General features: G+C 62.7%; 17 protein-coding genes. 11 read left to right on the top strand and 6 right to left on the bottom strand.

Features of this window, described 5'->3' with window-relative positions:
- The first annotated feature begins 63 nt into the window (after nt 1-63).
- The 10 genes from AAFO90_RS04400 (at nt 64) to AAFO90_RS04355 (ending at nt 9,092) form a co-directional block, all read left to right on the top strand.
- Nucleotides 64-627, top strand: a complete 564-nt coding sequence (locus AAFO90_RS04400; RefSeq protein WP_347508629.1) for a NifU family protein — start codon at nt 64-66, stop codon at nt 625-627.
- Between the two features lie 48 nt (nt 628-675).
- Nucleotides 676-1,272, top strand: a complete 597-nt coding sequence (tsaB, locus tag AAFO90_RS04395) for a tRNA (adenosine(37)-N6)-threonylcarbamoyltransferase complex dimerization subunit type 1 TsaB (protein WP_347508628.1) — start codon at nt 676-678, stop codon at nt 1,270-1,272.
- Nucleotides 1,265-1,702, top strand: a complete 438-nt coding sequence (locus tag AAFO90_RS04390; protein ID WP_347508627.1) for a GNAT family N-acetyltransferase — start codon at nt 1,265-1,267, stop codon at nt 1,700-1,702. The genes tsaB and AAFO90_RS04390 overlap by 8 nt, the downstream gene beginning before the upstream one ends.
- 159 nt (nt 1,703-1,861) lie before the next feature.
- Nucleotides 1,862-2,857: a BMP family ABC transporter substrate-binding protein gene (locus tag AAFO90_RS04385; protein WP_065272543.1), complete on the top strand. Its 996-nt coding sequence runs from the start codon at nt 1,862-1,864 to the stop codon at nt 2,855-2,857.
- A 190-nt stretch (nt 2,858-3,047) separates the two neighbouring features.
- The gene (locus AAFO90_RS04380) at nt 3,048-4,577 is read left to right on the top strand and encodes an ABC transporter ATP-binding protein (RefSeq protein ID WP_347508626.1); all 1,530 of its coding nucleotides are present in this window, start codon (nt 3,048-3,050) and stop codon (nt 4,575-4,577) included.
- Complete coding sequence (locus tag AAFO90_RS04375) at nt 4,578-5,672, top strand: ABC transporter permease (protein WP_347508625.1); 1,095 nt, start codon at nt 4,578-4,580, stop codon at nt 5,670-5,672.
- On the top strand, nt 5,672-6,679 hold the full coding sequence (locus AAFO90_RS04370; protein ID WP_347508624.1) for an ABC transporter permease: 1,008 nt from the start codon (nt 5,672-5,674) through the stop codon (nt 6,677-6,679). Before AAFO90_RS04375 ends, AAFO90_RS04370 begins: the two co-directional genes overlap by 1 nt.
- A 192-nt stretch (nt 6,680-6,871) precedes the next feature.
- Entirely contained in the window at nt 6,872-7,792 is a 921-nt protein-coding gene (locus tag AAFO90_RS04365) for a sulfite exporter TauE/SafE family protein (protein ID WP_347508694.1), read from the top strand.
- Nucleotides 7,792-8,586, top strand: coding sequence for a TIGR02186 family protein (locus AAFO90_RS04360; protein ID WP_065272538.1), 795 nt, complete (start codon nt 7,792-7,794; stop codon nt 8,584-8,586). The genes AAFO90_RS04365 and AAFO90_RS04360 overlap by 1 nt, the downstream gene beginning before the upstream one ends.
- An 89-nt stretch (nt 8,587-8,675) precedes the next feature.
- Nucleotides 8,676-9,092 carry a VOC family protein gene (locus AAFO90_RS04355; protein WP_274834609.1) on the top strand — a complete coding sequence of 139 codons (417 nt, stop codon included), beginning with the start codon at nt 8,676-8,678 and terminating at the stop codon, nt 9,090-9,092.
- A gap of 132 nt (nt 9,093-9,224) precedes the next feature.
- On the opposite strand, the gene AAFO90_RS04350 is transcribed toward AAFO90_RS04355, so the two are convergent.
- The 6 genes from AAFO90_RS04350 to AAFO90_RS04325 all read right to left on the bottom strand — a co-directional run bounded on the left by AAFO90_RS04350 (nt 9,225) and on the right by AAFO90_RS04325 (nt 16,279).
- Nucleotides 9,225-9,965, bottom strand: coding sequence for an SDR family oxidoreductase (locus AAFO90_RS04350; protein ID WP_347508623.1), 741 nt, complete (start codon nt 9,963-9,965; stop codon nt 9,225-9,227).
- Nucleotides 9,962-11,497: an AAA family ATPase gene (locus tag AAFO90_RS04345; RefSeq protein ID WP_347508622.1), complete on the bottom strand. Its 1,536-nt coding sequence runs from the start codon at nt 11,495-11,497 to the stop codon at nt 9,962-9,964. The genes AAFO90_RS04350 and AAFO90_RS04345 overlap by 4 nt, the downstream gene beginning before the upstream one ends.
- A gap of 83 nt (nt 11,498-11,580) precedes the next feature.
- Nucleotides 11,581-12,222: an acyl-homoserine-lactone synthase gene (locus tag AAFO90_RS04340; protein ID WP_065272534.1), complete on the bottom strand. Its 642-nt coding sequence runs from the start codon at nt 12,220-12,222 to the stop codon at nt 11,581-11,583.
- A gap of 113 nt (nt 12,223-12,335) precedes the next feature.
- On the bottom strand, nt 12,336-13,055 hold the full coding sequence (locus tag AAFO90_RS04335) for a LuxR family transcriptional regulator (protein WP_065272533.1): 720 nt from the start codon (nt 13,053-13,055) through the stop codon (nt 12,336-12,338).
- 374 nt (nt 13,056-13,429) lie between these two features.
- Entirely contained in the window at nt 13,430-14,716 is a 1,287-nt protein-coding gene (gene ccrA / locus AAFO90_RS04330) for a crotonyl-CoA carboxylase/reductase (RefSeq protein ID WP_065272532.1), read from the bottom strand.
- A gap of 111 nt (nt 14,717-14,827) precedes the next feature.
- Nucleotides 14,828-16,279, bottom strand: coding sequence for a 1-acyl-sn-glycerol-3-phosphate acyltransferase (locus AAFO90_RS04325; protein ID WP_347508621.1), 1,452 nt, complete (start codon nt 16,277-16,279; stop codon nt 14,828-14,830).
- Nucleotides 16,280-16,442: 163 nt separating this feature from the next.
- Here AAFO90_RS04325 and AAFO90_RS04320 point away from each other — a divergent pair, with 163 nt between their 5' ends.
- Nucleotides 16,443-18,419 carry a protein meaA gene (locus AAFO90_RS04320; RefSeq protein WP_347508620.1) on the top strand — a complete coding sequence of 659 codons (1,977 nt, stop codon included), beginning with the start codon at nt 16,443-16,445 and terminating at the stop codon, nt 18,417-18,419.
- The last annotated feature ends 125 nt before the right edge of the window (nt 18,420-18,544 follow it).

Here is an 18,544-nt window from a genome sequence, read left to right as displayed (position 1 = left end):
TTCCAAACCTTGACTTGTGCGGCCGCGGCGCGCATATCTCCTGCAGACCAACGGAGACCCGAAATGTTCATTCAGACCGAATCCACGCCCAACCCGGCGACGCTGAAATTCCTTCCGGGACAGACCGTTCTGGAGGCAGGCACCGCCGATTTCGCCAGCCCCGAAGCGGCAGAGAGCTCTCCTCTGGCCAGCCGCATCTTCGCCGTCAGCGGCGTCACCGGCGTGTTCTTCGGCAATGATTTTGTCACCGTCACCAAGGCCGACAACGTCGAATGGGATCACATCAAACCTGCCATCCTGGGCGCGGTGATGGAGCATTACCAATCCGGCCAGCCGGTGATCAGCGCAGGTGGTGAGCAGGCCTCGGGCCATGCCGAACACAGCGGCGAGGACGGCGAAGTCGTGAACCAGATCAAAGACCTCCTGGACAGCCGCGTGCGCCCGGCCGTGGCTCAGGACGGCGGTGACATCACCTTCCACGGCTTTGAACGCGGTGTCGTCTACCTGCATATGCAAGGCGCCTGCGCGGGTTGTCCCTCCTCGACGCTGACCTTGAAAATGGGCATCGAGAACCTGCTGCGCCACTACATCCCCGAAGTCACCGAGGTCCGCCCGGTCGCCGTCTGAGCGGCAGGACAGACCCGTCGCCATGCTGGCGACCTGAAAGGACAGAGGATGACAACCGAACCACTGGTTCTGGGCTTTGACACATCGGCCGCGCATTGCGCGGCCGCTTTGCTGCGCGGTGACACCCTTGTTGCCGAGGCGCTGGAGCCGATGACACGCGGGCAGGCCGAACGGCTGATGCCGCTGCTGGAAGAGGTGCTGGCGACAGGCGGCGCCACATGGGCGGATCTGGATGCCATCGGTGTTGGCGTCGGCCCCGGCAATTTCACCGGTATCCGCATCGCCGTTTCCGCCGCCCGAGGTCTGGCGCTGGGTCTTGGCGTTCCGGCCGTGGGCATCGACGGTTTTGACGCCCGCGCCGCCGCAGGAACCCTGCCCGGCATTCCCGCCCCGCGTGATCAGGTCTATGCCGCCCTGCCGGATCAGGCACCGCGTCTGATGCCCCGCGAGGAAGCCGAAGAAGCCGCGCGCGGTGCCGGGCTGACCTTTGCGCCCGAGGCCTCTCCCACAGGGCTGGCCGAGGCGATCGCGCGTCTGGCAGCCGCCCGGATGGATCAGGACACAGCCGCCCCCGCGCCCCTCTATCTGCGCGCTGCCGATGCCGCGCCCGCGCGCGATACTCCGCCTGCGCTGATCGATGGCTGACGCCGTGGCCCCTGCCCCAGCCACAGACGACATGGCCAAGACCCACGCAGCGGCCTTTACCCAGTCGCGCCCCTGGAGCGCTGCGGAATTCGCCGACCTTCTGGACAGCCCCCTGACCTTTGCAATCGGTGATGCCCGCTGTTTCGCCCTTGTCCGCGTCATCGCGGATGAAGCCGAGTTGCTGACCATCGCCACCCACCCCGCGAACCAGCGCCGGGGTCTGGCCCGGCAGGTGATGCAGGACTGGCAGGATCTCGCCCGCACACGCGGCGCCACCGAAGCCTTTCTGGAGGTGGCCGCCGACAATGCCCCGGCGCAGGCGCTGTATGACGCATGCGGATTCGCCACTTGCGGCACCCGGCCCGGTTATTATGCCCGCAAAGGCGCCGCCCCTGTGGACGCGGTGCTTATGCGGTGCAGCTTACGTTAGGCCACCCGTATGGAATTCCACCGTTTGGTCAAAAAGCGGTTGACCCTGCCGCGATGCTGCGGGCTAAATTGCCGCACCTCTATTCGTCCCGGTCACATAACGCACCGGGCAGCCCAACGGCGGCTGTGACAATCATAAAACACAACTGGGAGTATTCTAATGAGCCTGATGAAAACCCTGATGGGCGGCTCGGCCGCACTGGCCGTCACTGCGGGCGCGGCCTTGGCGGATCCGGCGCTGATCTTTGACCTTGGCGGCAAATTCGACAAATCCTTCAACGAAGCGGCGTTCATGGGCGCAAAACGCTGGGCAGACGAGACCGGCGGCAGTTTCCGGGAGATCGAACTGCAGTCCGAAGCCCAGCGCGAGCAGGCCCTGCGCCGTTTTGCCGAAGCCGGCTCCAACCCGATCGTGATGGCGGGCTTTGCCTTTGCTGACGCTCTGGGCCAGGTGGCTGCCGACTACCCGGACACCAAATTCACCATCATCGACATGGTCGTGGACGCGCCCAACGTGCGCTCGGTTGTCTTCAACGAGCACGAGGGCTCCTACCTCGTCGGCATGATGGCAGCTGAGGCCTCCAAATCCGGCACCGTCGGCTTCATCGGTGGCATGGACATCCCGCTGATCCGCAAATTCGCCTGTGGCTATGCCCAGGGCGTGATGGCCGCCAACCCCGACGCCAAGGTGATCGCCAACATGACCGGCACCACCCCGGCGGCCTGGAACGACCCGGTAAAAGGATCCGAGCTGACCAAGGCGCAGATCAGCCAGGGCGCTGACGTGGTCTATGCTGCGGCAGGCGGCACCGGCGTGGGCGTTCTGCAGACCGCTGCGGATGAGGACATCCTGTCCATCGGCGTGGACAGCAACCAGAACCACCTGCACCCGGGTAAGGTACTGACTTCGATGATGAAACGCGTGGACAACGCGGTTTACGAGGCCTTCAGCGATGGCGCTGACATGGAAACCGGTTTCTCGGTCATGGGGCTGGCCAATGGCGGCGTCGGCTACGCGCTCGACGACAACAACGCACCGCTGGTTTCGGACGAGATGAAAGCCATGGTGGACGCTGCAGCAGCCAAGATCGCCTCGGGCGAGCTGAAGGTGCATGACTACATGTCTGACGACAGCTGCCCGGCGCTGTCGTTCTGATCGGCAACCGCTCTGGCCCGTCCTGCAGAAGGTACGGCCAGAGCCCACTTTACCCGGAGGCTGCCGCAACGCCGCCTCCGGGTTTGGTTTTTCCATCCCATCCGAGGGACGCGCCGCCGCACCGGTATCCGCCCCCTGCGCATCACCCCGGCACCAACCGGTCCGCGCCCCCGCATGTTGAGGAGCCAGAATGACGGCACCAGCGATTGAACTGAAAGGCATCTCCAAGGCCTTTGGCCCCGTCCAGGCCAACAAGGACATCTCCATCAGCGTCGCCCCCGGCACGATCCACGGGATCATCGGCGAAAACGGCGCCGGAAAATCCACCCTGATGAGCATCCTCTACGGCTTTTACAAGGCCGACAGCGGCGAGGTCTGGATCAACGGCAAGAAGACCGAGATCCCAGACAGCCAGGCCGCCATTTCCGCCGGGATCGGCATGGTGTTCCAGCATTTCAAGCTGGTCGAGAATTTCACGGTGCTGGAAAACATCGTTCTGGGCGCCGAGGACAGCGGGCTGTTGATGCCCTCGCTGACCCGCGCCCGCAAGGAGCTGAAGGCGCTGGAAGAGGAATACGAACTCTTCGTGGACCCGGACAAGCGCATCGACGAGATCGGCGTCGGCATGCAGCAGCGGGTGGAGATCCTGAAGGCGCTTTACCGCAAGGCCGAGATCCTGATCCTGGACGAACCCACCGGCGTTCTGACCCCGGCAGAGGCCGACCAGCTGTTCCGCATCCTCGACCGGCTGCGCGCCGAGGGCAAGACGATCATCCTGATTACCCACAAGCTGCGCGAGATCATGGAGGCGACCGACACGGTCAGCGTCATGCGCCGCGGCGAGATGACCGCAACGGTAAAAACCGCCGAGACCAGCCCCGAACATCTGGCCGAACTGATGGTGGGCCGCAAGGTGCTGCTGCGCGTGGACAAGGTCCCCGCGAAGCCCGGCAAGCCGATCCTCGAAGTCGAAAACCTGCGCGTCGTGGACGAGGCGGGCGTTGAGCGGGTCAAAGGTATCGACCTCAATGTGCGCGCCGGAGAGATCCTTGGCATCGCCGGGGTTGCGGGCAATGGCCAGTCAGAGCTGCTGGAAGTTCTGGGCGGCATGCGCCCCGGCACCGGTACGATCCGCCTCAATGGTACGCCGGTGACGCTGTCTGGCGCCGGATCGGACGGGCGGGCACGCCGCGCCGCCCATGTGGCCCATGTCCCTGAAGACCGACAGCGCGAAGGGCTGATCATGGATTTCCACGCCTGGGAAAACGTCGCCTTTGGCTATCACCACGCGCCGGAATACCAGCGGGGCCTTCTGATGGACAACGCTGCCCTGCGCGCCGACACCGCTGCGAAGATGGAGAAATTCGACGTGCGCCCGCCAGATCCCTGGCTGGCCGCCAAGAGTTTTTCCGGCGGCAACCAGCAGAAGATCGTCGTCGCCCGCGAGATCGAGCGCAATCCCGACCTCTTGCTGATCGGCCAGCCCACCCGCGGCGTCGATATCGGCGCCATCGAATTCATTCACAAGCAGATCGTCGCCCTGCGCGATGAGGGCAAGGCGATCCTTCTGGTCTCGGTCGAGCTGGAAGAGATCCTGTCCCTGTCTGATAGGGTGGCGGTGATGTTTGACGGTATGATCATGGGCGAACGCGCCGCCGATCAGACCGATGAAAAGGAACTGGGCCTTCTGATGGCCGGTGTCGCGGGGGAGGCCGCGTAAATGGAAAAAATGCCGAAATGGGCCGATGTGGTCCTGATTCCGCTGATCAGCCTGATGCTGGCTGCCTTCCTGTCGGCCCTGGTCATTCTGGCCATCGGCGAGGACCCACTCGCCGCGGTCAAGATGATGGTGACTGGCGCGCTCGGCTCCACCTATGGCTGGGGCTACACGCTGTACTATGCGACCAATTTCCTGTTCACCGGCCTTGCGGTCGCCGTCGCCTTCCACGCCCGGATGTTCAACATTGGCGGCGAAGGTCAGGCGATGCTGGGGGGGCTTGGCGTTGCGCTTGTCTGCCTTTACATCCCCTGGCCTCACTGGTCTTTGGCGCTGATCTTTGCCTCCCTCGGCGCCGCCCTCTTTGGGGCCGCCTGGGCTGCCATACCGGCCTATCTTCAGGCCAAGCGCGGCAGCCATATCGTGATCACCACCATCATGTTCAACTTCATCGCCGCGGCGGTATTGAACTACATGCTAGTCAACGTGCTGAAGCCCGCAGGGGCCATGGACCCAGCCACCGCGCGCTTTGCCGAAGCCGTGCACCTGCCAAGCCTGCACGAGTTGCTGGTGCCCTTTGGGATCAATTTCTCGAAATCCGCCCCGGCAAACGTCAGCCTGCTGGTGGCCGTCGCCGCCTGTTTTGCCGTCTGGCTGCTGATCTGGCGCACCCGGCTGGGGTACGAGATTCGCGCCTATGGCCACTCCGAACCCGGCGCGCTTTATGCCGGGATCTCCCCGGTAAAGATCACCATGATCGCCATGCTGATCTCGGGCGGTCTGGCCGGCATGATGGCGATCAACAACGTCATGGGCGAAGCCGAGCGTCTGGTTCTGAACTCCACCGAAGGCGCAGGCTTCATCGGCATCGCCGTGGCGCTGATGGGGCGCAACCATCCCTTTGGCGTTTTCCTGGCCGCCATCCTCTTTGGCTTCCTCTATCAGGGCGGCGCGGAACTGGCGCTCTGGACCTCGATCCCGCGCGAATTGATCGTCGTCATTCAGGCACTGGTCATCCTCTTTACCGGCGCGCTGGACAATATGGTGCGGATACCGCTTGAAAAAATCTTCCTTGCATTGCGGAAGGAGAAAGCTTGATGGAATTCCTGACCATCATTCAGGTGCTGGACAGCACCGTCCGTCTGGCGACGCCGCTGCTTCTGGCCTGTCTGGCCGGCCTGTTCTCAGAGCGCGCGGGCATCTTTGACATCGGCCTTGAAGGCAAGATGCTGATGGCCGCCTTTCTGTCCGCTGCGGTGGCCGCAGTCACCGGCAATGTCTGGCTGGGACTGCTCGCGGGCATCTGCTCCTCGCTGGTGCTGGCCGGACTGCACGGGGTCGCTTCGATCACCTTCCGGGGCAACCAGTTGATTTCCGGCGTCGCCATCAACTTTCTGGCCGCAGGCATGACCGTGCTGATCGCACAGGATTGGTTCCAGCAAGGCGGGCGCACGCCCTCCCTGCTGCGCGAAGGACGCTTTGGCGGTCTTGAACTGCCCTTTGCCATCGGCCCCAGCGACGCCGAGGCAGCGGGCCGCCCCCTGTCCGAACTGATCGCCGAAGCGGGCATGTTCCAGCAGGTCTATTCCGAGCTGCTGTCGGGGCATTCCATCCTCGTCTATGCCGCCTTCCTCGCGGTGCCGCTCACCTGGTGGGTGCTGTTCCGCACCCGTTTCGGCCTACGTCTGCGCGCGGTCGGGGAAAACCCGGCAGCGGTGGACACGGCCGGTGTTTCGGTGGTGGGGCTGCGGTTTGCCGCCGTTGCGATCTGCGGCCTTCTGTGTGGCATCGCGGGCGCCTATCTGGCGACGGCCCTGCAGGCCGGTTTCGTGAAAGACATGACCGCCGGTCGTGGCTTCATCGCGCTGGCGGCGCTGATCTTTGCCAAATGGCGGCCCTGGCACGCGATGGGCGCCTGCCTGCTATTCGGCCTGTTGCAAGCGGTCGCGCTACGGTTTCAGAATATCGAACTGGGCAGCGTCACCATCCCGGTGCAGGTGATGGATGCCCTGCCCTATATCTTGACCGTGGTGATCCTGGCCGGTTTCGTCGGCAAGGCCATTCCGCCCCGCGCCGGCGGCGAGCCTTACGTGAAGGAGCGCTAAGAGCGCACCGCTCACACAGCCGCATGACCCAGTCAAACCGCCCGGCCCCCCGTCGGGCGGTTTTGCGTTTTGCACGTGCCCTTCCCCCTCACCCGGGGCAATAAGTCCAGATTGATCCCGATTATCGGTCCTGAATGCTGCGGGGCGGCATCGCCAGTTGATTTTGCACCGGCAAAGGGGTCTAAATTGAGTATGCAGATCTACCTTCCCATCGCCGAGGTTTCGGTCAATGCCTTCCTTCTTCTGGGGCTGGGTGGGCTGGTGGGTATCCTTTCCGGGATGTTCGGCGTCGGCGGTGGATTTCTGATGACGCCGCTGTTGTTCTTCATCGGCATTCCGCCTGCTGTGGCGGTGGCGACCGAGGCCAACCAGATCGTCGCTTCCTCTTTTTCCGGCGTCCTTGCCCATTTTCGAAGGCGCACCGTCGATATCAAGATGGGGCTTGTGCTGCAGGCCGGTGGTCTGCTTGGCGCCGCGCTCGGCGTAGTGGTCTTCAACCATCTGAAACAGATGGGTCAGGTCGATCTGCTGGTAAAGCTCTGCTACGTCGTCTTCCTTGGCGTTGTCGGTGGGCTGATGTTCATCGAAAGCGTCAGCGCCCTGCGCAAATCCCGTAAATCAGGCGGCGCGCCCGCAGCGCGGCGGCAGCGCAGCTGGGTGCATGCGCTGCCCTTCAAGATGCGCTTCCGCACATCCGGGCTTTATATCTCGGTAATCCCGCCGATTCTGGTCGGCGTCGCTGTCGGCATTCTGGCCGCGATCATGGGCGTGGGCGGCGGTTTTATCATGGTGCCCGCGATGATCTATATCCTCGGCATGCCGACCAAGGTGGTGGTCGGAACCTCGCTGTTCCAGATCATCCTCGTCACCGCCTTTACCACCATGCTGCACGCCACCACCAACTTTACCGTGGACATCGTGCTGGCCGTGCTCCTATTGGTTGGCGGCGTCGTCGGGGCACAGATCGGCACCCGCATCGGCACCTATCTCAAGGCCGAACAGCTGCGGATCCTGCTGGCACTGATGGTGCTGCTGGTCTGCGGTAAACTGGGGCTTGAGCTTCTTATTCAGCCGGACGAGCTGTTCTCGCTCGGCGTGGCAGGAGGTCACTGATGACGCCGCTCTTCCGCCTGTTGCTAATTGCCCTGCTCAGCCTTCCTGCGGTTCTCGCTTCCCCGGGTCGCGCTAACGAGCGCGAAGCGGTTGTGCTTGGCCTCAGCCAGAACCGCGTCGCCATTACCGCCGATTTTGACGGCTCTGAAATCCTGGTTTTCGGCGCGGTGAAACGCGACACTCCGATCCCGGCGGATGCGCCGCCGCTCGAAGTGATCGTCACCGTGTCCGGCCCCTCCGCCCCGGTCACCGTGCGTCGCAAGGAAAAGAAGCTTGGCATCTGGGTCAATGTCGACAGCGTGCTGGTCGATTCCGCGCCCAGCTTTTACGCCGTAGCCACCAGCGCCCCCTTCGGCGCGGTTCTGACGGATATCGAGGACCTGCGCCACAAGGTATCGGTCGAACGCGCCATCCGCTCGGTCGGGGCCGCGATGAACATCCGCGGCGCCCAGGATTTTGCCGAGGCCGTGGTGCGCATCCGCCGCGAGGAAGGGCTTTACTCCCTGCGGCCCAGCACCGTCACCGTGGACCAGCAAACCCTGTTCCGTACCGCGATCGACATGCCCGCGAACCTGACCGAGGGCGCCTATACCACCCGCGTCCTGCTGACCCGCGGCGGCGAGGTGGTCTCCAGCTATGAAACCGCAATCGACGTGCGCAAGGTCGGGCTGGAACGGTTCCTCTACGCCCTCTCGCGCGAACGGCCCTTCATTTACGGGATCATGTCACTGGTCATTGCCGTCCTTGCCGGCTGGGGCGCCTCGGCAGCCTTCCAGCTGCTGCGCGACCGGTAGGAGCGTCAATTCATGCCGTTTCGCAGTCTTAACAGCCGGTTGGATTGCCACCTTAGCAATCAGATGTATCGCGCAATGGGACAGCAAGCATGATCGCCTATGTCACCGTCGGAGCTGACGATATCACGCGTGCCAAACAGTTCTATTCTGCCTTCCTACCGGCCCTTGGCTATGGGCTATCGGAGGGGCCTGAAGGTCTAAGCTACGCCCTGCCAGTGGAGCCGGGCCAGTCTCCTGCTCTGCCTGATTTCTACGTCAAACCGCCCTTCGACGGAGAGGCGGCCTCGGCTGGCAATGGCGCCATGGTGGCCTTTGAGGCGCGCAGCCAGGAACAGGTGCGCGCCCTCCATGCCGCCGCGCTGGCCGCAGGAGGCACTGATGAGGGACAACCGGGTTTTCGCGCCGCCTATGGTCCCCGGTTCTTTGTCGGCTACTTGCGCGATCCACAAGGCAACAAGATCGCATTGTTTTCCAGCAACCCGAACGAGCCGGGGCGAGACGGTTAGCCCAGGTCTTCACGGGCGACAGGATCACGACCTCTCGACACCCGCACCGCGCACCGCGCGGTGCCGGGCCAAACGGGATGAGAGCGGCGCAAGCAGCTTGAAGACGGGCGGGAGTGCCCCGCCCTGCCTTGATCAGCCGCGGCCGATATAGGGCATCTTGGTCGCCATCACCGTCATGAACTGCACATTGGCCTCCAGCGGCAATTCAGCCATATGCAGCACCGACCGCGCTGCATCCGCCACATCAAAGGTGTCCATCGGCGCTGCCTCGGGATTGGCCTCGGCATGGCGATGGGCCAGATCCTCCACCATCGGGGTGCGGGCATTGCCGATGTCGATCTGCCCGCAGGCGATGTCAAAGGGCCGCCCGTCCAGCGAGATGCTGCGGGTCAGCCCGGTGATCGCCGATTTGGTCGCCGCATAGGGTGCCGAGCCGGGACGCGGCACATGGGCGGCGATGGAGCCGTTGTTGATGATCCGCCCGCCCTGCGGTGCCTGATGGCGCATATGCCGAAACGCCGCCCGCGCCGCCAGGAACATGCCCGTGAGGTTTACATTGACCGAGGCATGCCAGTCCTCCAGCGCGATCTCATCGATGGTGCCGGGTGGCGTGAAGATGCCCGCATTGTTGAACAAAACATCCAGCCGCCCGGCCTGCATGGCAAAGCTGTTGACCGCATGATCCACGGCGGTGGCATCGGTGACATCGGCAGGCAGCACATAGGCCCGGTCATGCCCCAGCGCCACCTCCGCCAGCTTGTCCGCGCGCCGGGCCAGCAGGCCCACGGTCCAACCCTCGGTCAGGAACTGTTCGGCCACCGCCCGGCCAATGCCCGAGCTGGCGCCGGTGATCAGGATTGTCTTGTTGCTCATAACGCGGTTTCCTCCTCTGCCTCGAGTGTCAGCGCCGCCACCGGTGCAGCGCGCAGATCGTCTACCCTAAGCGGCCCGGTGGGTTTGGCCAGCCGGTTGCGCACCACCCAGATCAGCCGCTCCTGCGCCCGGGTAATCGCCACATAAGCGAGCCGTTTCCACAGCGGCTGACCGGCCTCGACCCGGCCCATGCGCGCGGCGGCGTAGATATCCGGGGCAAAGACCTGCGCGGTCTCCCATTGCGAGCCCTGCGCCTTGTGAATGGTCACCGCCGCCCCGTGCAAAAAGGTCGCCCCCATGCGCGCGGCAAAGGGGATGAAGGGCTCTTCCTCATCCGGTTTCTCGATCTTCACGATGGAAGCAGCCGAGACCTGCGGATCCTCGGCGCCCATCACGTGCAGGCGGGAAAATCCGGGCTTGCGGCCGGGGCCAAGGTAGATCACCTGCGCGCCCTTGATCAGTCCGCGCGCCTCAAGATCCAGACGTTTCTTGCGGTGTTTCAGCGGCAGTTCGATACCGTCGCAGATCAGCGGCTCCCCTTCGATCAGCGCATCCTCGGGGGCGCCATGGACGCTGCGGAAGGCGTTGATCAGGCGGATGCGGGTGTTGTTGCGCCAGACCAGCACCGGAGAGCGCGCCATCAGGTCGACCTCGACCCGCTGCCCCCAGACCACGCGCTCGTCGCGGCGGGCGGTGTCTTCGACCATGCGCTCAAAATCCTCGAACCCCAGCTGCGGATCCGCCAGCGCATGGGCAAGGTCCAGAATAGGGTTATCGGCCTCCTGCCGGTGAATGCGGCTCAGCACCAGTTTGCGCGTCTCTGGCAGCCCGTCAAAGACCATGGCGCCGGACTGGTTCACCGGCGCCAGCTGTGCCGGGTCGCCAAACAGCAGCAGGGTCGGGAAAATCTCTTTGAGATCGTCGAACTGGCGGTCATCCAGCATCGAGGCTTCATCGACAAAACCGATGTCCAGCGGATCCTCGCGCCGTTTCCAGCCGGTGATGAAATCGGAGCCCCGCAGCCCGGCCGCCGCCAGCGCGCCGGGGATCGATTTGTTGCGCTCGTAAAAGGCCGCCGCGCGGGCCAGCGCCTCTTCGGTCAGACCTTCGATATCAGGCTCTTCGCCATTTCCGGTCAGCCATTCGGCAATGCGTTCGTATTCGGGATCATAGACCGGCGTATAAAGGATCCGGTGAATGGTAGTCGCGGGCACCCCGCGCAGCCGCAGAACACTGGCCGCCTTGTTGGTGGGGGCCAGGATCGCAAGCGTGCGCTTGCCGCTTTTCTTGCGGCTTTCGTAATCGCCCGACACCACTTCGACGCCGGCATCTTCCAGCGCCTTGTAAAGCTCGGCCAGCAGCAGGGTCTTGCCCGACCCTGCCTTGCCGATCACCGCCATCACCCCGGCGTCGCCGCGCGGCGGGTGCAGCAGCCCATCGTCCAGGTCCACCCCGGCCTGGTGCAAAAGCGCGGTCACGCTGTCAAAAGCGGCGGCCTGATCGTCGGAGAATTGAATAAGCGGCTTTGTCATGGCGCGACCCTACAGCTGCGGGGTCGGCTGCACCAGATGCAACCGGCCCCGTGGCATGTGGGGTCGCAGGACAGACTCGGGTCTTAGCCGGTCAGCGCCATCTGCTTCATCGGGTCGGCGCCGCCAAAGGAGCGGTCGAACCACAGGCGTGACAGTTCAGGCGCGATGCCCGCGCGGCTGGCAACCATGTCATAGCTGTCCGGGGTGAACTCCCACAGGCCGACGTTGATCTGATCGCGCCCTTCTCCCTCGGTGCCCAGCACCTCGGGGCTGGAGCCAATGGCGCGGTAGATGCGGATCATCCGGCGGTCAAAGACACCGACGAAATGGCGGATCCCGAAATTGCGCATGATCTCACCCCCGCCCAACATCAGCGCACCTGCCACCTTGGACGGCGCATTGCGCGACAGGCAGAACCGGGTGCATTCCCAGATCAGCGGGCTGGTGATCGGGCTGCCGCCAGTCAGATGGCCAAAAATCTCGTTCACCATCACCCGCCCGGTGGTCGGCAGAAACCGCATGGAGCCGCCGTGGCTGCCATCCGGCATTTCCCAGATCACATAAAGCGGATCCAGCGCATCGTATTGATCGCGTTCCTGCCCGTTAGCATCGACGCTGACCTCCCAGCCCAGACGGGTGCGGAATTGGTCGGCGCGATCCTGAAACATGGAGCGGGCCAGTTCAGGATGTTTATGCAGGTCGTGTCCGTAGATATAGCGAAGCATTTTTTCGTCCCCTTTTGCTTGAAATGCAGGGGGGAGCTTACGCCCAGAAGGCGATGCGCCAAAGACATTAACGAATTCATAAGATTGGATTTGAGCAGATTTTCGCGCCCGGATCAGACAACGATAAAGCCGCAGCTTAATGCGCGGGCAATTGCATGAGTCGTATTCAGCGCGCCGAGTTTAAATCGAGCACTTTCAATATAAACGCGCAAGGTATGTTCCGAAATTGAAAGCGTTTGTGCGACCTGCGCACGGCTGTAACCAATTGCCAGCAGGGTCAGTGCATCAATTTCCCTTGGCGACAGGGTTTGGGCCTGTTCCGGGCCGCGATCAGGTTCGAATTCCAGCGCTTTGCGGTTGAAATAATGCGCCATCAGAATCAGTTCGCGGCTGTGGGCTTCGGTGAATTCTTCCCAGTCCTCATCTGAGCAATTGTGATTGACGGTAAAGAGCGCGAATTGCCCGTTGGGACCGCGAATCGGAATTGAATAACCCTGATTGCCGACCCCATGCGCCAGCGCGTCTTTCAGAAAAATACGCGCCGATTTGGTGGACCAGTCGAGCCGCTTCCAATCGACCGGATGAAACCGCTGATAACAACCAATGATGACCGGATCGGTCCGCAGATAGCCCTGCTCCAGATAGCGCTGGACCCAGACATCATCATAGGTGCCACAGCCGTATTGCTCGCCTGCGCTATCGACCCAGTGATAGACGATATGATCGATCTCAAAGGCATCCCGGACGCGCTCGGTGATCTTTTGCAGACCCTCAAGTGTCGTGGTGGCATCCAAGTCCTCCAGGATGCCGTCCAGATCTACCGTTTTCCCCATAGGATCGCGTACCGTTGTCATCAAGCTGAGGCGTGATCTCTGCATAAGCAATATCCAGCGCGATATCGAGCTGGTCGCCTAGCCTCCCCAGACCTTTTGCAGCGGCAACCTCTCTGAGGTCAACGAGAACGTCCAGAATCCATTCATTTTTTGCCATATCGGCCCCCCCTTGAGCCTATGTCACCCAAGGACAGCCTAATTTTGCGAGAATTTTTCGTATATTCGCAGATTTTCCTTCCCCAGAAATGGTGAGGAAAGCCCAGAGTAACATTCTGAAAATGTTATATTTTAAGATTCAGAAAACAAAAAAGAGCGAACCACTTGAAATGATTCGCTCTTCTGATTTTCAGCAATAGAAACCCGGCAGGGCGGGATTATTTGCCCGCTTCGAGAACGTCCTCAAGGGTGCGAAGACCGGTCTTGGGCGCCTGCACCAGAACCGACATATTGCCGGGCAGATGTTCGTTGCGCAGCATCTTCATGTGCGCCTCAGGCAGGTCGTTCCAGGTGAACACTTCGGACATGCAGGGATCAAGACGACGCTCCAGCATCAGCTTGTTCGCGGAAGACGCCTGTTTCAGGTGGGCAAAGTGGCTGCCCTGCAGGCGCTTCTGGTGCATCCACATGTAGCGCACATCGAGCGTCAGGTTATAGCCGGTGGTGCCCGCACAGATTACCACCATGCCGCCTTTTTTGCAGACGAAGGTGGAGACCGGGAAGGTGGCTTCGCCGGGGTGTTCGAACACCATGTCGACGTTCACGCCCTTGCCGGTGATTTCCCAGATCGCGGCGCCGAACTTGCGCGCTTCCTTGAACCAGGCGGCATATTCCGGGGTGTTGACCGTCGGCATCTGGCCCCAGCAGTTGAAGTCCTTGCGGTTCAGAACGCCCTTGGCACCCAGGCCCATGACGAACTCCCGCTTGCTCTCGTCCGAGATCACGCCGATGGCGTTGGCGCCGGCGGTGTTGATCAGCTGGATCGCGTAGGAGCCAAGACCACCCGACGCGCCCCAGACCAGAACGTTCTGGCCCGGCTTCAGGTCGTGCGGCTCGTGGCCGAACAGCATCCGGTAGGCGGTGGCCAGCGTCAGCGTGTAGCAGGCGCTTTCTTCCCAGGTCAGGTGCTTGGGGCGCGGCATCAGCTGCTGGGCCTGCACATTGGTGAACTGAGCAAAGGAGCCATCGGGAGTTTCATAGCCCCAGATACGCTGGCTCGGCGAATACATCGGGTCGCCGCCGTTGCATTCCTCGTCGTCGCCGTCGTCCTGGTTGCAATGCACCACGACCTCGTCGCCGACTTTCCAGCGCTTCACCTTGGAACCAACCGCCCAGACGATACCCGCGGCATCGGAGCCGGCGATGTGATAGGGTGCCTTGTGACCGTCAAAGGGCGAGATCGGCTTGCCCAGCGCGGCCCAGACACCGTTGTAGTTGACGCCGGCGGCCATCACCAGGACCAGCACCTCGTGGCTGTCCAGCTCGGGCACATCCACCACTTCCTCGACCATGGCAGTGTTCGGCTCACCGTGGCGCTCCTTGCGGATGGTCCAGGCGTACATCTTCTTGGGGACGTAACCCATCGGAGGGATTTCGCCCATCTCATAGAGATCCTTCTCGGGCGCCTCGTAGGACAGAACGTCGGTCTGCGTGTCCAGAGCCATGATGGCCTCCTTCGTTAAAACGGTTTTGCCGCAATGCAGAATCGCGGGTCTACCTAGGGAATAAAAACGGCAAGGTAATAATGCAACCCCATTTGAGGTTGTTTTGTAATTTTATGACCTCGCAGGCGCAGAAATTTCCTTGGCGTCTGCAGCATCCGTAGGCAGGGCCGCTGCAGGCAGCAGGTGACGAATGGAGTTGGCATAGTAGGTCAGCAGGTCCCGTTTGGCGGGCACCGGCACGTAACGCCCGTGTTCGGAGCGCAGGATGCCGCGCCGCACCAGGATCCGCAGCGCTGTTTCAACCGCATAGGACCGGCTGTCGCGGGGCAGATGAATATGGGAGAGCGGCATCCGCTCCAGCAGCGCCGCAAGCCGCTGTTCCAGCGCGCTGCGCGTCATTGCGCCTTCGGACAGCAGCAACCAGCAGACCGCGGGCACCGGCAGTACCGGTACGATATCACCGATCCGCTCCATCAGCTCCTGCGACAGGGGTTCGGGAAGATCTGACGCCGTGACCGGCCCAGAAGGATCGGCAGCCTGCTGCGCGGCGGTGAATTCCGCAAGGCTCAAAGGGCGGCCAAAGTTCACCGCAGCATAGCCGAACCGGTGATAGCGCCCGGTCATCCACAGCCACAGCTGCCGCAGCATCCGCGCCATCACCACGCCGATACGAGCGCGGAACCGGCGCTCTCCGGCGCGCCCGGCCGAGGTCAGGATCTTGTCCTCCAGCACCCAGTCATAATTCAGCCCCACCGGCACAAAGACCACATCCCGCCCCGCCCCGGCCGGGTCCCGCGCGTCGACAATGTATTTCAGCAGCCCAAGACGCGGCGGCGCCAGCGCGCCGTCCAGACTAAGGCCGCCTTCGGGGAACATCGCCTGCGTAGCCCCGCCCTGCGTGGCAAGGCGTACATAGGTGGCCAGCACCCGGCGATAGAGTTCATTGCGGGATTTGCGACGGATGAAATAGGCCCCCATGGCCCGGATCAACCGCGACAGCGGCCAGACCCGCGCCCACTCCCCCACCGCATAAGACAGGGCCGAGCGCCGCGCTGCCAGATAGGTGATCAGCACGTAATCCATATTGCTGCGGTGGTTCATCACAAAAACCAGCGTTGCCTCCGGGTCGATGCGACGCAGCGCCTCTTCGTCCTGATGGCCCAGACGCACCCGGTAGATCGCATTGGACAGCCAGCGCGTGACGCGAATGGCAAAGCTGAAATAGGTGAAGGCGGAAAAGGAGGGCACGATCTCGCGCGCATAGCGCCGCGCCTCTTCAAAGGCGACGTTGTCGGGAATGCCTTCCGCCGCCGCGTGATCGGCCACCGCCTGCGCCACCTGCGGATCATAGATCAGCCGCTGGATCATGTCATAGCGCCGCGCAAGGCGGAATGGCTCGATCGGGCGCTCCAGCCGCTGGTTGAGCCGTGCCACCGCCCGTTCCAGCCGCCGCCGGAAGAACCAGCGCACGGATGGAAACAGGAAATGCGAGGCAAAGGTGACCGCAGCAAACAGCAGGATCAGCACAAACAGCCAAAGCGGAAGCTCTACGGTACTCGTCATGGCCCGACTGTGGCAGCAAAGGCCTGCACGGGCAATTGTAACGCAGGATCAGCACCTGACGCAGTGTTCGCCGCAACGCAGCGAATTGACATGGGTTTATTATTCCGCTTTACATCGCCACAGCGAAATAAAATTACCCACCACAGAATCGCGAGGCCCGCCCATGTCGCAGACGCAGAATGACCGCAAAGCCGATCGTCCCTGGCTGATCCGGACCTATGCCGGACACTCCACCGCCGAGGCCTCCAACGCGCTGTACCGCTCGAACCTGGCCAAGGGTCAGACCGGCCTGTCCGTCGCCTTCGACCTGCCGACCCAGACCGGGTATGACAGCGATCACGTGCTGGCGCGCGGCGAGGTGGGCAAGGTCGGTGTGCCGGTCAGCCACCTGGGCGACATGCGTACTCTCTTCGACCAGATCCCACTGGAGCAGATGAATACCTCGATGACGATCAACGCGACCGCGCCCTGGCTGTTGTCGCTTTATATCGCCGTGGCCGAGGAACAGGGCGCTGACATCAGCAAGCTGCAAGGCACGGTACAAAACGATCTGATCAAGGAATACCTGTCGCGCGGCACCTATATCTGCCCGCCGAAACCCAGCCTCAAGATGATCGCGGATGTGGCCGAATACTGCTACACCAATGTGCCCAAGTGGAACCCGATGAACGTCTGCTCCTACCACTTGCAAGAGGCCGGCGCGACACCGGAGCAGGAGCTGGCCTTTGCGCTGGCCACCGCACAGGCGGTTCTGGACGAGCTGCGCCCGCGTATCGCGCCCGAGGATTTCCCGGCGCTGGTGGGACGGATCTCGTTCTTTGTGAACGCAGGCATCCGGTTCGTCACCGAGATGTGCAAGATGCGTGCCTTTGTCGATCTCTGGGACGAGATCTGCGAAAAGCGCTATGGCGTCGACAACCCGAAATTCCGTCGCTTCCGCTATGGCGTGCAGGTGAACTCCCTTGGCCTGACCGAGCAGCAGCCGGAAAACAACGTCTACCGTATCCTGATCGAAATGCTGGCGGTGACGCTCTCGAAAAAGGCGCGCGCCCGCGCGGTGCAGCTGCCCGCCTGGAACGAAGCCCTGGGCCTGCCCCGCCCCTGGGATCAGCAGTGGTCGATGCGCATGCAGCAGATCCTGGCCTATGAGACCGACCTTCTGGAATACGAGGACCTTTTCGACGGCAACCCGGCGGTAGACCGCAAGGTCGAGGAACTGAAAGACGGCGCCCGCGCCGAGCTGGCTAACCTCGATTCCATGGGCGGCGCCGTTGCCTCGATTGAATACATGAAATCGCGTCTGGTGGATTCCAACGCCGAACGCCTGAACCGGATCGAGCGCAACGAGACCGTCGTGGTCGGCGTCAACCGCTGGACCGAGGGCGAGCCCTCGCCGCTGCAGACCGAAGATGGCGGCATCATGGTCGTCGACCCTGCCGTAGAGCAGCAGCAGATCGCCCGCCTCAACACCTGGCGCGCCGAACGCGACAATGCCGCCGTAGAGCAGGCGCTGGCCGCGCTGCGTCAGGCGGCCAAGGACGGCAGCAACATCATGGACCCCTCCATCGCGGCAGCCAAGGCAGGCGTCACCACCGGTGAATGGGCCGAGGAAATGCGCAAGGCCTATGGCACCTATCGCGGCCCGACCGGCGTCTCCGGTTCCCCCTCAAACAAGACCGAGGGTCTTGAGGACCTGCGCGATGCCGTCAACGCGGTCAGCGACCAGCTGGGGCGGCGGCTCAAGTTCGTGGTCGGCAAACCCGGCCTTGATGGTCACTCCAACGGCGCCGAGCAGATCGCCTTCCGCGCCCGCGACTGCGGCATGGACATCACTTATGACGGTATCCGCATGACGCCGCAGGAACTGGTGGCTCAGGCTCAGAAGGACGACGCCCATGTGATCGGCCTGTCGATCCTGTCCGGCAGCCACCTGCCACTGGTCGAGGACATGATGCAGCTGTTGCGCGATGCCGGGCTGGATCACATTCCGGTGGTTGTCGGCGGTATTATTCCCGATGACGATGCCGAACGGTTGAAAAAAATGGGAGTGGCGCGGGTCTATACGCCAAAAGATTTCGAGCTAAATTCAATTATGAGCGACATTGTCGAACTCGCAAAACCACCCGCGATTGCATCTTAACCGACATTCCCCAAGTGGCCTGCCGTCTGACGTCAAGATCGCCTGATTTTGCCCGCTGGACAAGCGTTTTTCGCGCCGAGCGGCGTCTGCGGTCGCGCAAACGCCTGGAGCTGGGCGGATCGGGC

This window comes from Phaeobacter sp. CAU 1743, from assembly GCF_039839315.1.
Classification (GTDB): domain Bacteria; phylum Pseudomonadota; class Alphaproteobacteria; order Rhodobacterales; family Rhodobacteraceae; genus Phycobacter; species Phycobacter gallaeciensis_A.
This window is presented reverse-complemented; position numbering and strand designations above follow the sequence as displayed.

Coding starts and splice junctions, on each gene's coding strand:
- AAFO90_RS04400 (WP_347508629.1), top strand. CDS start 64: ATGTTCATTCAGACCGAATCCACGCCCAACCCGGCGACGCTGAAATTC.
- tsaB (WP_347508628.1), top strand. CDS start 676: ATGACAACCGAACCACTGGTTCTGGGCTTTGACACATCGGCCGCGCAT.
- AAFO90_RS04390 (WP_347508627.1), top strand. CDS start 1,265: ATGGCTGACGCCGTGGCCCCTGCCCCAGCCACAGACGACATGGCCAAG.
- AAFO90_RS04385 (WP_065272543.1), top strand. CDS start 1,862: ATGAGCCTGATGAAAACCCTGATGGGCGGCTCGGCCGCACTGGCCGTC.
- AAFO90_RS04380 (WP_347508626.1), top strand. CDS start 3,048: ATGACGGCACCAGCGATTGAACTGAAAGGCATCTCCAAGGCCTTTGGC.
- AAFO90_RS04375 (WP_347508625.1), top strand. CDS start 4,578: ATGGAAAAAATGCCGAAATGGGCCGATGTGGTCCTGATTCCGCTGATC.
- AAFO90_RS04370 (WP_347508624.1), top strand. CDS start 5,672: ATGGAATTCCTGACCATCATTCAGGTGCTGGACAGCACCGTCCGTCTG.
- AAFO90_RS04365 (WP_347508694.1), top strand. CDS start 6,872: ATGCAGATCTACCTTCCCATCGCCGAGGTTTCGGTCAATGCCTTCCTT.
- AAFO90_RS04360 (WP_065272538.1), top strand. CDS start 7,792: ATGACGCCGCTCTTCCGCCTGTTGCTAATTGCCCTGCTCAGCCTTCCT.
- AAFO90_RS04355 (WP_274834609.1), top strand. CDS start 8,676: ATGATCGCCTATGTCACCGTCGGAGCTGACGATATCACGCGTGCCAAA.
- AAFO90_RS04350 (WP_347508623.1), bottom strand. CDS start 9,965: ATGAGCAACAAGACAATCCTGATCACCGGCGCCAGCTCGGGCATTGGC.
- AAFO90_RS04345 (WP_347508622.1), bottom strand. CDS start 11,497: ATGACAAAGCCGCTTATTCAATTCTCCGACGATCAGGCCGCCGCTTTT.
- AAFO90_RS04340 (WP_065272534.1), bottom strand. CDS start 12,222: ATGCTTCGCTATATCTACGGACACGACCTGCATAAACATCCTGAACTG.
- AAFO90_RS04335 (WP_065272533.1), bottom strand. CDS start 13,055: ATGGGGAAAACGGTAGATCTGGACGGCATCCTGGAGGACTTGGATGCC.
- ccrA (WP_065272532.1), bottom strand. CDS start 14,716: ATGGCTCTGGACACGCAGACCGACGTTCTGTCCTACGAGGCGCCCGAG.
- AAFO90_RS04325 (WP_347508621.1), bottom strand. CDS start 16,279: ATGACGAGTACCGTAGAGCTTCCGCTTTGGCTGTTTGTGCTGATCCTG.
- AAFO90_RS04320 (WP_347508620.1), top strand. CDS start 16,443: ATGTCGCAGACGCAGAATGACCGCAAAGCCGATCGTCCCTGGCTGATC.